We start from the raw sequence: 13,353 nt of genomic DNA, 5'->3' as shown, positions 1-13,353 counted from the left end.
TATTGTTTTATCCAGCTATGCAGGTTCAAAATTAGATTTATGCTTCATAATATAATCACGCTCTGAAGGTTCAACCTGATAAGAAATTCTTTTATCAAGAATCCTAATGCAAATAACATTACTACTAGAACGATGATATTCACTATAACAAGTAGTCATAGGATTGTTCTTGTATCTACGATCAGGGCCACCATCAACTCTTCTATATGTCCATGTTGTGTATGGTACCTTTTCTGTCCATTCCTCTGTTGTTCTGGTTATTCTATACTCCTCTGTTCCAACGCAACCTTTGTATGCTCCCGTTCCTTTATCAAAGCAATATATTGCATCACTAGTTATGCAAAACCAATTATCACTTATTTCCATGCATACTGGCTTCGGTCCAAACTCTATAAAACCATTTTTTTCTTCGATATATTTGCACTGAATAAATAAACTGCTTATGTTAGAATCTCCCAACTCTCCTCTTCGAATTACAGCCTTAACATGTCTCAAATATTCCATGGACTGTTCAAATGATTTGTACTTACTTGTACATTTCCAAGTCACTTTACAAATCTTTTCATTTAATTCCTTTTCTAGTCTTTCCTTCTCTCCGATAAGTTCCTCTATCTTAGTTTTAACTGTCTTAGTCTTGATCAACTTACTTTTAAGTTCTGTAATTTTCATTTCAATATCACATTTTTGCTGTAGAATAGATTCTCTCTCACTGATTATTCTTTTAATCTCTGCATCTTTATCTTTTAGCAAAAAACATTCTGGCACATTAGAAACAGTCAATTTACTAATCGTACTTCTCTCCTGCGTCAATCCACGCCTTACTTTGATAGTATTAAGCTTATTCTTAAATGAATAGATAGAATAAGAAAACAAAAATACACAAAGCCAGAACAACCACCCCAATTCATGATTGCCTTTTACTTGAGCAACTATACTGAAAAGAACTATAAAGAATAGAACGACCATTGCCAGGCAAATGGCTCCCAACTCTGAATTATCTCTTTCTTCAGGTGTTAGTGAAGCATACTCATTGCGGTAGTAATCCCAAGTACTAGTCTGTGGTGCATTATAATTCTTTCCACTTGCATTTTTATTCCTTTGATTCTGTCTGCTGTAATACATATAGCTCCTGGCAAACATTGCGCCAGGCTTATTTCTTCCGGATTTTTTCCATAGATTCGCATAATCTAATGCTACAGATGTATGCCTACAGCTTTCAGTTCAGCAAGTAAAAACTCTTCCTCCTTGTTGATGGTATTCAAAGTATATGGTATCTCTATCAGTTTTATTCCTTTTTTCAAAGCATATTCTCTTTTCAGCTCATCATTTTTCTGCTGCATGGGAAAACTTGAAACTCCAAATTCCTCAGAAGGAAAATAATGCTGCTTCCCCTGACATTCAACAAGTGCCTTAAGCTTACCGGAATCATATATTCCAAAATCATATCTTAATAGATTTTTTCCCCCAGCTCCTAGCAAATCTTCAAAACTGATTTCTGCAGAATACTCTATTCTATTATCTACTAATATTTTTATTGTTCTCCACTGAAGGGAGGAAACTGGATGACAAGCACATTTTGCTTTCGAATAATATCCATCATATGCCCAAGGGCCGTATTCATCATTTCTTATTTCAAAATCCTCATATTTAAAAAGCGACTCTTTTCCGCATAAATGGCACCTACTCCTATAGGTTTTCGATAGTCTTACCGTCATCTTGTTCTTGTATTCGTAAATGGTTTCTCCGTCTGGTCCATCCCCGATAATTTCAAGCGTATCATGGCACTTGAGATTTAATTGCTTGTCATAATACTTGTCAGGTACACGTTGAGCATTACTGATCTTTTTTTCACGTTCAATCAGTCTCAATCCACAGCCATTCTCTAGCATCCATTTCTTATGCTCTTTGCCAATAAAACCTGGTTGCCTTAATCTCGCTGAATTCCACTCTGCATCTGAAGGATTTATGATATCGCAATATTTATGGCGTTTCGACAAAAAGAGCTCTGGTGTAACATAATGTGTCTTCCCACATTTGCACTGGCACTTATATAATAATTCTTTTGATCGACGCAGTTCAGTTCTAATCCAATGATCAAAATAATCAACCGAATCCACATTGCCATTATGTGTTAATTTCCAAGTTCCGTCTATAAACTGCTGTTTCTCTTCTTCCCAGAGTTTTATTTTCTCAAGTGCCTCATCTTGATTATATGTGTTTAAATCACCCACAACAGTAAGGCATCCATTTTTTGTACCAATACTAATACTATCCTTAGTAACCTTCATAAAAAACTCACCTCAATCACAGTCAAACGTATGCTTGTAACCATAAGTTGTCCTCATTATGAATTCAGATGCATAAAAAGCTCCTAATACCAGTAAAACAATTTTGTCTCAATCATAGATAGTGATATGCTGGTTACTGTTGTAGTATTTAGGATAACAACCATTAAGGTGCTCAATTTCCACGCACCTCAAAATCAATGTTTCTTATTAAGTCTGTATCCCACAACTGAACCTATAATACCGCCCATTACATGAGACAGATTGGATATGTTGTCCTTAAGGAACACGCCCTCATAAACCTGCTGTCCCAGGAAGATTACTGCCACTAAGATAAAGGTCAGCGGAATCTCTCCGTTCTTGAAGCTGGTAAAAGAAGTTAGCAGAATGAACGCAAATACTACGCCGCTGGCTCCGCACAAAGCTACATTTGGGAAAAGAATGTAGTTCAACAGTCCAGTAACAAGAGCTGTTATTACAATTACCTGCAGGATTCTTTTAGATCCGTACTTTTCTTCAAGCATTGGTCCAAGTAAAAGAATGTATGCTGCGTTTCCAATGTAATGTTCCCATCCACTATGTCCCAGAACATGGGTAAAAAATCTCACAAATGTCAGCGGATTTGTAATCGCTGAATGATAGGTCATAAACAGCAGCTCATTACTCTTTCCCAGGGTAACAAATCCAAGGACTAGAGCTGCCAGGCTTACAAATATAAATCCTAGTACTACGGGAGAATTGAAAGTTATCTTAAGCTTTTTCATGTTTAATTACGCCATCCTTTTCTTAATCTCATCTATCAAAGTTAAATCTGCGGGAAGCCATTTAACTGAATCAATTGTCTCAACATCAAGCCACTTGGTGTCCTCAGCCTCTTTTAACACCAAATCTCCGGATACAATGCTGCACCAATAGCATCGCATTGACAGATGAAACTCCGAATAATCATATTCGATTGTGCTAATATACTCATCAACGCTAATCTCTGAATCAAGCTCTTCCCAGATTTCCCTTACCAGAGCATCCTCAGGACTCTCCCCCGGCTCAACTTTGCCTCCAGGAAATTCCCACCAGCCTTTATAATTTCCGTATCCTCTTTCCGTAGCAAAGACTCTTTTCCCGTCTCTGATTAGCGCAGCTACTACATTTATTGTCTTTCTGGAAGTCTCCATAAATGCCTCTTTTACCCAAATAATCACTCATTCAATTATATTAAAAAAAACACTTCCATGCTATATGAGTCATGGAAGTGCTATCTATGATAAATCCCCTGCTATTTTTTACAAGCGGGTTGATGTAGTGAGGAAAGGCCATCAACAATTTGGGATGACCTTTGTGTGCTATGAAAGTTTCTATGAAAAAGTGTTGTGTGAGGTTCAAGAAATGTAGTTCTTCTTGATGTATTTATGATATCATTCGAACCTTAAAAGAGCCTTAAGTGATTTGACCGAAATGCATTTTTGAGGGTCCGCCAAAATTTCACGGAATTCCAATAATTTAATACCACGTTTAGAAATATTTCAAAGCAGTCATGTTACAATAGAACCACTCCATGTAGGGAGCAGTCGAGCACCTACATATCATAAGAAAACGGAGAGCGGCCATATTCTTGGTTTAGCTCTCCGTACTACGTTATAGGTATATTAAGCAATCAGTATCTCATAAAGCTTCGGCGTCAGATACTTCTTCAGAAAACTTTCCACATCTATCTCCCCGAATCCACCATAGAATTCCTCAGCTACACCACCAGCGATTGCTCCGAAGGTATCAGAATCACATTCCAAGGAAAAGACATTTCTAAGGAATGATTTGTAATCGTCACTCTCATAAAAGCACCTCATTGCTGCAGGCACTGAGCCCTGGCAGCTTTCATTCCACTTATATCGAGGCCTGATTTCATCAAGGCTGTACTCAATGCTGTACTCGTAGTCTGCCTTAGGATACTGCTCTATAACATAATCGTAAATCTCCTGCTTGCTCTTCCCGTTTTTTGCCATCCATATGCAGGTTGCAGTTACAACCGCTCCCTTGATGCCTTCAGGGTGATTGTGTGAAACAACAGCTGTTGCCTCAGCCATCTTTTGCATCTCGTCGTAATCATCGAAATGCTCACCCACAAATGATACTCTCATTGCAGATCCGTTACCCCAGCTATTATAAGGCTCATGATTTTGTCCGTTAATCCAGTTATAAAATCTTCCGCCATAGCCACAGAATGGATAATCTCTACCCACAGTAACCATAGTTCCACGAGGTCTTTTTTCTCTACCAATGCCGTCTTGATTGCCAGGCTCATTACGGAATCATCCGTGAAGCCTACCCCCTTGATCTGATAAAAGAGGTACATTCTTCCAATCCAGATTCTTTGGCCTATCAAACTCATACTGTGCTCCTAGTATATCTCCCAGAACTGCTCCTTTAATCGCCATAGATTCACCTGCCCTTTTTATGATTTCTTCTCTGCATTCATCTGCACAACTTCCAGAATATATTTAGCTCTTTTTTCCTGGGGAAGTGCACTGTACTGGTATAAGAAGAGCTTTTCCATTATCTCTCTGCAGCTCTTGGAGCCACAGTTCCTGATCTTACTAATCTCTGTGCCATCGGCTATTGCCTCTGCCAGTTCTCCGATGGTTCCGTATCCGGCTCTTTTCAAACTGTTATATGCTCTGACACCAAGGTCCAAAGCCTCTATCGGCGTCTCGCTCATCTTGGAATTCAAGTAAATGTTGAAAAAGAACTTTCCGCCCTTTCTCTCATGTACATGATCCCCGGTTATCTGCTCGATTATCTGTGACAGTGTCTGACTCTGATTTGCGCTCATATTCAATTCCTCCATAGACGTCCTTGATAATCTCCCGGACCTGGCGCGCATGATATTCAACAATATCATCAATGCAGGCCTTTTTAATTATCTTGGCCATGTAATTGATTTGCTCTAGAGAATCGGATACAGCAACAAGATGAATATGATATTCCTTGAGCGTGGTGTAGATTTGACGCACATACACTGTTCTGGTGGCGACATATTCCAACACCCTGTCAAAGCCTTCGGGAGTTGTAATGATATCAATCAGCATCGTTATTTCATCATCTTTTTTGATGTAAGTGTTATACTGGCGGATGATTCCGGCTTCCTCAAGCTTGGCTATCCTCTTCTTGGCAGCCACTCTGGATATTCCCAAAGCATCTCCAATCTCCTGGTAGCTCTTTCGGGCATCGCCTTTGATCATATTCAAGATCTGCTTATCTTTTTCGTCCATGCATTTGCTCCTTATCAGTGTCGACTCTGATGAGCTGATTATATTTGGCAAAAGAAATTGTGGCAATAGCAAGGGTTACGAAACGTAACTTTTCAGTTTCATTCCGTAACCCCAACAATCGTAATGTGAAATTTTAAATTCCGCTTTTTCAGACGTGCATAGGTAAAGTGGAATTTACTTTTTCATTTGACCCATCTAATATCTAATCTAATATCTAATCTAATATCCATCTAATATCCAACGTCTAATCCGTCTAATCTCTAAGCTCTAAGCTCTAAGCGCAATATAATAAAATCATCCTACGCTTAGCCAAAAAAATCCCTCAAATAGCCTCTGAGCTTATCGTCAACCGCGTAAATATAAGTTCCATATATTCCTCTAGTCATCAAGGTAAGATAAATATTGAGAATATATTTCTTAGAATCATTATCCCCCTTGATTTTTGTTCGATTATCCTTTAGTTCTTTCTTGTTAACCTCTATACAGCCCTTCTCAACATCATAATAGACTTCTTTTCCAAAAATCACTCCCGCATAATTCAGATCAAATCCCTGAACCTTATGAATACTGAAAATAACATTATCCCTTTTATCTCGCCTTCCACTTGCCCATTTATATTTTATTCCATCTATCTCTATATCCTGAGTTGATGTCCACCCTGGCCCTGTAACAACTTTGCTTAATTTCTCATTTTCACTGTCCTCGTTATGATCTCGTATAATTTCAAACAAGTCTTCAATACTATCCACTACTTTTGTTTCATAATAAGTGAAGCTTTTGTAATATCTCATACTTAAGTTACTTGATTCTAGAATAGATTTAACATACTCATAATACCCGTTCCCACCTTTGCACCTCATTTGTGATACCAGCTCAATAGTTCTATATGTAATTGGTGCGCATATGGTCTCAAACCGCTCTTTGCTAATATCAGTTATACGAATTCTCTGACACTCATCATAAAACAAAACCTGGAGTCTGCTACTTCTTATAATCCAATCCAACTCAGTAAGATCCTTCTCGGTCTTAGTTAACTCATCTCCCATTAATTGACGATTAAGCTCATCATATCGGTTGGCCGTCTGTGCCATAGGAAGATTTTTCCTCCAATAAAGCCTATGGGCTTCATCTACAATCAAAAGATCATATTGGGATGATACAACCTCCTCTGGGAACAAAATCATAGATTTATTCAATCCATCAATTGAATCAAATACAACTTTCATTGTAGTATTTAATTCCCTCATAGGTACCACAAAACCAATCTTTTTGATCCCATAAAGTTTTTGGCTTATTTTTTGTAAAAACAGTTCATCTTCAGGCGAATCAATGCTTCTCCAAACATTCTTACCCAAAGATATATCCACCAAGAGTTTTACAAGATAAACTGCTAATATAGTCTTTCCTGTACCTGCTCCTCCAATAACCTTAATCAACGACTGTTTTGTCGCATTATTAATCTGACTAAGCCTTCCCAAAATATCATATACTGCGTTTTTCTGTTCATCATTTAATGTTTTGTATGGAGAATACTTAAATAATTCGGAGTTTTCAATCTCCTGAAGGGTTTCTGTAACAATGCCTTTTCCCAATAATTGTTGCCAAATCACTTTGAAATCATCTGCATAAGCCTCTTTATAAAAATAATTATGATCATCTACTCCTGGATTGGAATTTGTCAAAGTAATAGCCTGATCTGCCCCCATATACTTAATCAGAAATGCTTCTAAATCCAAAATAACAGACTTATTAAACGTCTTATCACTAATAAGACAAATATTCTTGAACTCATCAAACTCTTTTTCAGCAATATGCTCTTTTGTCCTGCGTACAGCGTCAAGCGTCTCACCAACATAGGCCTTCTTGTCGTTATACCAAATGTAAACAACAGGCCAATTAGTCCCATAATTCCATTCCTTTATATTGGATACCATGTTTTCATCACATGGATAGCTAACTATCGATGTCATAATTCTCCTTTATAAAAAGTGAATCACATTTCAAACTATTTACGCATAATCAAAGTCTAACCCTATTACCCATATGGGAGTCTTTATAATGTTCTTATTTTCCTCTATAACCTTCAATGCTTTAGCATAATTAACAGTATTGTCACTAATCATTTCTTTCAGCTTACCTGTTGCTGCCACATATATGTAAAAGTCGATTCCAGGATTGTCATCCGCGTTCAACAGCCGAAATAAATCCCTATAAATCAGTGCCCAATTTCCAAATTGAAATTCGCCGGCAACAGTCAAATGCTTTTTTTCAATAACATACTCTATATTTGTATCAGAAACATTACATCTAATCTCATCAACAGTTTTCTTCCATTCTCTTTTACCTACGCCCATTTTCTTATTCTGTTCATATATTTTCGAATCACCATTAAGAATCCCTTTTGCGCCTAGATAATAGTTATATATCCTTGCAAGATTATATTCCTTGTCATAAATAGAAAAATCGAATCCCTCCATTCCTTTGTGATAAAAGATTCCATCTTCAACATGAGTCTCTCCATTTATGTCAGCAATTACTTTAATCAATCTTCTTAGCTCTGTATTTATACTTTTGGCATCGATTCCTTGATAAGCACCTTTTCCTTTTACTCTCCTAGTTTTAAAAGATACTTGAGCATTTCCACATAATGCTGCTCTCATGTTATCCTCAAGTGGATACATGGAATTAAGTATAATCTTACCATTATTAATAAAAGATTCTTCTGCTATTACGAACTTCACATTCCTCTTATTACTCATTTATATTACCCATATCCCATAAAAATATTTGTAGTATACAGATAATTATATCCCATATACACTATGGGGACAAAAAAAATAAGGAGTTGCGATATGCAACTCCCTACATGTAATCAATCTTCATTATCAATTATACGAGATAATTCCGGCTCCATCTGATTTATCAGATTAACCACGAGAGCATTACCCATCATAAACTTGCGCTTATTCACTGGCATTTCAATTATCTCTCCGTTGACAAGGCACTCTTTGGTCCAATCAGAAGGAAATCCCTGTATTCTTTCCATTTCCACTGGAGTAAGTAACCTTATTTCTCCAGTCTGCTTATCTCTGACAATGTGCGTTGTCCTACTAAACGAGCCTTCGCTTGTAAGCATTGTTCTTGCAGGCTTATCATACTCATCAATCATAGGGATAGCTCCTTCAGAGAACACATACTCATGTCCATTTGCTGCAGTACGGCATAGTTTTTTAGCCCCTTTGAGATACTGCCATGTCTGTCGTTCTTCCTTGGAAAGCTTCTCTTTTGTCTCATCACTATGTGTCACGTTCGGGCTTGTATAATAGAGCTTTTCTTTTGGAATAAAGAACTGTCTATCAACATCCCCTGTCTCCATGATATCTCCCAGGGTAATCTGAGGGCCATTATATTCAGGTACTGTCTTAGCAGTATATATTGTGCCATCCAACATCATTCCGGAGTTTTCAAATGTGAAACTGAACGACTCAGAAAGCTCTCCGATTCCTTTAGGAAGTTTTCCTATCTTTACATACTTAGCATCTAATGGTGCTACTGGAAAACTTGTTGCAAAGAAACCACCTGTAAGAATCAACTTGGATACGCTATGCCTATGAAGCTCATCTCCATGCATAGAAACATAGTTAGCATATTCAAGCATCCTCTTAGCGTATTTAGTATCGTTTCTATAAGCAAATATAAACGTACGTCTCCTACGCTGCTGGTAACCGTACTCGGCTGCATTTATGACTCTCCACTCAACTGTATAACCAAGATCCCTGAAGCAAGCAAGGATAATGCCAAAATCACGACCACGCTGACTAGCTGGACTCTTTATCAATCTATCAACATTTTCCAAGAGAACAAAAGGCGTATTCTTTGCTTCGAGCATATCCCTGATATCCCACCAGAGAATCCCTTTCTTTCCTTCCAATCCCTTTGATGTTGCAAGTGTTGAAGCGACTGAATAATCCTGGCATGGGAAACCACCTACCAATAGGGTATGATTTGGCACTTTTGATTTATCTACAGCATTGATATCTTCATTTGTAGTATCATTACCCTCAAGATCAAGGCAGGTTCCGAATCTATTGACATAACAATCATGTGCCCATTGAGTTTTCTTATCTGCTGGCTCCCACTGGCTGAACCATACAGTCTCCCATTTTTCAGGCTTTTTCGCGTCTTCGATAGAGGATATTGAGTTCAGACCACATCTGAATCCTCCAACTCCTGCAAATAATTCGCAAACTTTTTTCTCCATACCGAATATGCTCCATTCCAAATAATATAATAAAAATCTTACCACAGAACAGTGATAGGATCAACATTTCTGACAAAACTCCAATAATGATGATATCACAGAAGATGAATTTGATCAACTAGAACAGTCCCCTCTTATCATTCTTTCAATTCATCCTCAACCTGATCAAGAATATAAGTGTTATTGAGCCAAAAACACTGTTTTGGATATTGTCTACCATCAGGAAGTTCGTATGTATCTTTCGCATTCTGACCATGTGGCCTCACATGGCTTACTCGATTTTCAGACGCCTTAGGGAAATTATTCTGATATGCCCCATTGACCTTTTCGAACTTGAGCCCTTCCTTTAAAATCTGAACTGTCCTTTCCCATACTGATCTAACCTCAATTTCAAGATCCTCATATGGTATGTTCCAAAACTGAGCACCTTTGAGTCTTAGTGTATTATCAGAATCAAACTTATAAACGACAAATAAGAATCTCGTCTCCCTGAGATAATTACCAAAAGTGGAGTTTTCCCATTCTTCTTCAATGAGTTCCTTAAACTTAAATGTAGGAAATGACATGCTTTCTTTAATCTTATTGTTGTTTCCGATACGGATTGTTTTAACAACCACATTTGCTTTTTCAAATTCAGCAGCATGATTTCCCTTTATTCCCAATATCCTATATGCCAATAATGCTTCCAGACTCTTTGGCTTCTTAGACGCATCTATATCGTATTTTACGCATAAATCCTCTACTGAATATCCAGCAAGGGCATCAATTTTATTAACTACGTAATCCTCAAATGAATCCACTGACTCATCTTTGATAATTGGCTCATAAGTATCTTTGCCAGGAACAATGTAATTGTTCAGCACATACGTCATATAGGAATTCTTAAAAGCAAATGCTCTTGGCTTAGCAAGTTCATCACTGAACGGTTGCTTCCTTCTGTTCGCAGAAGTGGCTGCTTTGGGTGCTGCACCAAGATACATCGTATCTCCTTCGGAAAGCTCATGTGCTTTACCTGCTCTTATCTTGGATACGATTATTTCGTAATCATGCCGTATTATCTTAAGATCCTGTTCAGGTGGTGTAAATAACTTAGCATATCCAATGTGATAATCAAGATTATACTTTGCTTCCTGCATATAAAGATAATATACAAGAAGGATAAGTTTTGACTTATTCCAGAAGTGGCTATTATCAAAGTCCTCATCTACAACCGTCATATAATCTATCATCGTGAGAATGAGTCTTTCTTTTGCAGCAAGGGTCCCATTTTTATTTACCTTATAGGGAGTGACCTTCAATTCAACTCCAGCCTCAGGAAAATCTGCCCTGGCATCACTATTACAAGAATAATGAAAAAAGCACTCCTCGATTATCTGCCCTAGATTTCCTTTATTGCGCTTTGCTTCTGCCACATCAGTTTCTCCGTATGTGGCTCCTTCCTCCCTAAGATTGTTTTCATCATCGTCCATAATCTGACGAAAAGATTTTCCTATAAGTTTCTGCGCATAAGCCTCTATAGATTTTGGATTAGCTCTGTCATAATCATACTCAATACTGAAATCCATAAGTTACTCCTTAATAGTTGCATATCCATCCTGAGAAATCAGATAAATCTTCTTTGCCGACTCCTTGAGAACTTCTTTACGTATTACCAAGTTAATAGGTCTTTCCGCAAGCCTTCCAGAATACATTATCTTGACCTCATCATTAATCTTTTCCTCTTTCTGACTAGTATCACCTTCGTATAATTTTCTTAAACGTTTTGCATATTCTACCAGTCTATCCTTTCCGTATCCAAAACTTTCAATTCTTTTTCTGAGCTCAAGTTTTGGAATCAGCATTGCTTCAACTATTGTAAAATCTTCCTTTCTCAATACACCGATATCTTTTCTGACCCATGTCTTATTTTTCATCTCGCATTTTATATTAGGCCATATAAGCATATAGTACTCCGTCAACAGTTCATCATTTATGAACCATCCTTCCACTGGCTCTGCATGGTCTCGTTGAATCGAATCCAGTTCAAATGCAAAAGTCGGAATCATAGCATTGCTGTAATATAACGAAGACTTTTCATCGATATAAATCCGTTTGTCATCCGCCTCTATGCAAACGTCAATTCCTTTAAGCTGAGATTCCTTATCTTGCATCCTTGCAAAGCGCAATGGGTTTCCGTCATTGGTATGCATCCTTGAATAAAGGTATTCATCCATAAAATCAGCTAAACTTTTCTCAGCTTTTATATCTTGATAGCGCAAAGATTCAGTCAATATCTTCTTCTCCTAGCTTAGAATCAAAAACAGCTTCTTCGATAACTTTAATACATTCATCAGTCTTCTTTAATATGTCTTTTCCCCAAAAATGAATCACAGTCCAGCCTAATCCAAGTAATGCAGCATCCTTTTCTTTATCCCTGCTACGGTTTCTTTCTATTTTCTTAATCCAGTAATCAGGATTATTCCCCTGCTCAAGCCTGGGTTTCATTATTTCCCAATCTTTACCATGAAAGAATTCTCCATCGCAAAATATTGCAATCTTGTACTTTGTAAGAGCTATGTCTGGACAGCCGGGAATCGATTTGTAATTCTTCCTATACCTATATCCTTTTTTCCATAATGCTTTCCTTAAAACAACTTCAATTTTTGTATCCTTACCTCGGATTTTGCTCATATTATGCGATATTTTTTCAGATGTCTCGCCATTAAATCTTGGTTCTTTCATGTCTAATTATCCTTCATTTTTCATCATTTTTTATTATCGCAAAAAAAGCTGGCCCCATCAAACGGAGCCAGCTAACCTTATATCACACCATAGATTTTATTTAATTGTATAGATACTTTTCTCTTAACATCTTCTCTAGTCATTGTATCCAAAAGTTGTGTTCCGCCCAAGCAATTCAGATACTTATCTGCTTCTACAAAGTGGTATCTTCCTATTTTTTCCCCTTTATCCTTTCGTTCCTTGATTGCATCCAATATTCCAAATATCAATTCTTTATTAGATGCAAAACTATTGGATGAAAGAAGTACTATAAGCGAAGCATAGGCATTCTCACAGACAAAATTTATTGCATCATAATGATCTGTCCCGTCTCTGTCATAAAGAAGAAATCCAGTCCACCATAATCTAGATAAGCAATTTACAAAGCAGCTCCTCTTCGTACCACGCATAAACAAGAAGGAATTCATAATGTTTTGTTTATCGCCAGATGCCAATTCTTTCTCTCTACGATATCTGACATACTCCCAAAGCTGGCCAAATAGCATACCTGCCCACAATCTCTCATCCGTAGCTATAGCCGGGCTCAGATCTTTTAGCGCCTCATATAGTATTTTCACATTTTCTCTATCAGTAACCGCATAGTCTCCCTCCGTCACAAGACCGAAATCACTACACTGGATTTTAGATTCCTTTAGCCATCCTTTTTCTGAAAACTTACTTAAAAACCATCTATTAGTATCATCATTAAAATGGTCCTTATAAACATCATAATTTAGTTTTATATCATCTATAGCCTTTTGATCCAGATACCTTAAAACCATAC

General features: G+C 37.4%; 15 protein-coding genes. All 15 read right to left on the bottom strand.

Annotated elements, in window-relative coordinates:
- Window positions 1-15 precede the first annotated feature (15 nt).
- Entirely contained in the window at window positions 16-1,122 is a 1,107-nt protein-coding gene (locus tag T456_RS0107810) for a hypothetical protein (protein WP_024865641.1), read from the bottom strand.
- A gap of 71 nt (window positions 1,123-1,193) precedes the next feature.
- Window positions 1,194-2,288 (bottom strand): hypothetical protein, encoded by a 1,095-nt coding sequence (locus T456_RS0107805; RefSeq protein WP_024865640.1) that lies wholly within the window; start codon window positions 2,286-2,288, stop codon window positions 1,194-1,196.
- Between the two features lie 194 nt (window positions 2,289-2,482).
- Window positions 2,483-3,049 (bottom strand): rhomboid family intramembrane serine protease, encoded by a 567-nt coding sequence (locus T456_RS0107800; protein WP_024865639.1) that lies wholly within the window; start codon window positions 3,047-3,049, stop codon window positions 2,483-2,485.
- 6 nt (window positions 3,050-3,055) lie between these two features.
- Window positions 3,056-3,457, bottom strand: a complete 402-nt coding sequence (locus T456_RS0107795; RefSeq protein WP_024865638.1) for a (deoxy)nucleoside triphosphate pyrophosphohydrolase — start codon at window positions 3,455-3,457, stop codon at window positions 3,056-3,058.
- Window positions 3,458-3,928: 471 nt separating this feature from the next.
- On the bottom strand, window positions 3,929-4,417 hold the full coding sequence (locus T456_RS21175) for an ADP-ribosylglycohydrolase family protein (RefSeq protein ID WP_051464993.1): 489 nt from the start codon (window positions 4,415-4,417) through the stop codon (window positions 3,929-3,931).
- Window positions 4,414-4,668 carry a hypothetical protein gene (locus tag T456_RS22770; protein ID WP_051464992.1) on the bottom strand — a complete coding sequence of 85 codons (255 nt, stop codon included), beginning with the start codon at window positions 4,666-4,668 and terminating at the stop codon, window positions 4,414-4,416. Before T456_RS22770 ends, T456_RS21175 begins: the two co-directional genes overlap by 4 nt.
- A 63-nt stretch (window positions 4,669-4,731) precedes the next feature.
- Entirely contained in the window at window positions 4,732-5,109 is a 378-nt protein-coding gene (locus T456_RS0107785; RefSeq protein ID WP_024865637.1) for a DNA-directed RNA polymerase subunit alpha C-terminal domain-containing protein, read from the bottom strand.
- Entirely contained in the window at window positions 5,042-5,548 is a 507-nt protein-coding gene (locus T456_RS0107780; RefSeq protein WP_024865636.1) for an Lrp/AsnC family transcriptional regulator, read from the bottom strand. The genes T456_RS0107785 and T456_RS0107780 overlap by 68 nt, the downstream gene beginning before the upstream one ends.
- Before the next feature lie 305 nt (window positions 5,549-5,853).
- Window positions 5,854-7,518 (bottom strand): DUF2075 domain-containing protein, encoded by a 1,665-nt coding sequence (locus T456_RS0107775; RefSeq protein ID WP_024865635.1) that lies wholly within the window; start codon window positions 7,516-7,518, stop codon window positions 5,854-5,856.
- A 39-nt stretch (window positions 7,519-7,557) separates the two neighbouring features.
- Window positions 7,558-8,307 (bottom strand): BglII/BstYI family type II restriction endonuclease, encoded by a 750-nt coding sequence (locus T456_RS0107770; RefSeq protein ID WP_024865634.1) that lies wholly within the window; start codon window positions 8,305-8,307, stop codon window positions 7,558-7,560.
- Between the two features lie 113 nt (window positions 8,308-8,420).
- Complete coding sequence (gene dcm / locus T456_RS0107765; protein WP_024865633.1) at window positions 8,421-9,809, bottom strand: DNA (cytosine-5-)-methyltransferase; 1,389 nt, start codon at window positions 9,807-9,809, stop codon at window positions 8,421-8,423.
- A gap of 137 nt (window positions 9,810-9,946) precedes the next feature.
- Complete coding sequence (locus tag T456_RS0107760; protein ID WP_024865632.1) at window positions 9,947-11,374, bottom strand: Sau3AI family type II restriction endonuclease; 1,428 nt, start codon at window positions 11,372-11,374, stop codon at window positions 9,947-9,949.
- Between the two features lie 3 nt (window positions 11,375-11,377).
- Window positions 11,378-12,079 (bottom strand): hypothetical protein, encoded by a 702-nt coding sequence (locus T456_RS0107755; protein ID WP_024865631.1) that lies wholly within the window; start codon window positions 12,077-12,079, stop codon window positions 11,378-11,380.
- Entirely contained in the window at window positions 12,072-12,530 is a 459-nt protein-coding gene (locus T456_RS0107750) for a very short patch repair endonuclease (protein ID WP_024865630.1), read from the bottom strand. The genes T456_RS0107755 and T456_RS0107750 overlap by 8 nt, the downstream gene beginning before the upstream one ends.
- Window positions 12,531-12,607: 77 nt before the next feature.
- Window positions 12,608-13,351, bottom strand: a complete 744-nt coding sequence (locus T456_RS0107745; protein WP_024865629.1) for a DUF6339 family protein — start codon at window positions 13,349-13,351, stop codon at window positions 12,608-12,610.
- Window positions 13,352-13,353 lie beyond the last annotated feature (2 nt).

Origin of the sequence: Butyrivibrio sp. FCS014, from assembly GCF_000526935.1 — a bacterium.
Classification (GTDB): Bacteria; Bacillota; Clostridia; order Lachnospirales; family Lachnospiraceae; genus Butyrivibrio.
This window is presented reverse-complemented; position numbering and strand designations above follow the sequence as displayed.

Bases quoted from the DNA above. Each gene is read 5' to 3' on its own strand.
- T456_RS0107795 (WP_024865638.1), bottom strand. From the start codon at position 3,457: ATGGAGACTTCCAGAAAGACAATAAATGTAGTAGCTGCGCTAATCAGA.
- T456_RS0107805 (WP_024865640.1), bottom strand. From the start codon at position 2,288: ATGAAGGTTACTAAGGATAGTATTAGTATTGGTACAAAAAATGGATGC.
- T456_RS0107785 (WP_024865637.1), bottom strand. From the start codon at position 5,109: ATGAGCGCAAATCAGAGTCAGACACTGTCACAGATAATCGAGCAGATA.
- T456_RS0107770 (WP_024865634.1), bottom strand. From the start codon at position 8,307: ATGAGTAATAAGAGGAATGTGAAGTTCGTAATAGCAGAAGAATCTTTT.
- T456_RS22770 (WP_051464992.1), bottom strand. From the start codon at position 4,668: ATGAGTTTGATAGGCCAAAGAATCTGGATTGGAAGAATGTACCTCTTT.
- dcm (WP_024865633.1), bottom strand. From the start codon at position 9,809: ATGGAGAAAAAAGTTTGCGAATTATTTGCAGGAGTTGGAGGATTCAGA.
- T456_RS0107800 (WP_024865639.1), bottom strand. From the start codon at position 3,049: ATGAAAAAGCTTAAGATAACTTTCAATTCTCCCGTAGTACTAGGATTT.
- T456_RS0107760 (WP_024865632.1), bottom strand. From the start codon at position 11,374: ATGGATTTCAGTATTGAGTATGATTATGACAGAGCTAATCCAAAATCT.
- T456_RS0107750 (WP_024865630.1), bottom strand. From the start codon at position 12,530: ATGAAAGAACCAAGATTTAATGGCGAGACATCTGAAAAAATATCGCAT.
- T456_RS0107775 (WP_024865635.1), bottom strand. From the start codon at position 7,518: ATGACATCGATAGTTAGCTATCCATGTGATGAAAACATGGTATCCAAT.
- T456_RS0107745 (WP_024865629.1), bottom strand. From the start codon at position 13,351: ATGGTTTTAAGGTATCTGGATCAAAAGGCTATAGATGATATAAAACTA.
- T456_RS21175 (WP_051464993.1), bottom strand. From the start codon at position 4,417: ATGAGAGTATCATTTGTGGGTGAGCATTTCGATGATTACGACGAGATG.
- T456_RS0107780 (WP_024865636.1), bottom strand. From the start codon at position 5,548: ATGGACGAAAAAGATAAGCAGATCTTGAATATGATCAAAGGCGATGCC.
- T456_RS0107810 (WP_024865641.1), bottom strand. From the start codon at position 1,122: ATGTATTACAGCAGACAGAATCAAAGGAATAAAAATGCAAGTGGAAAG.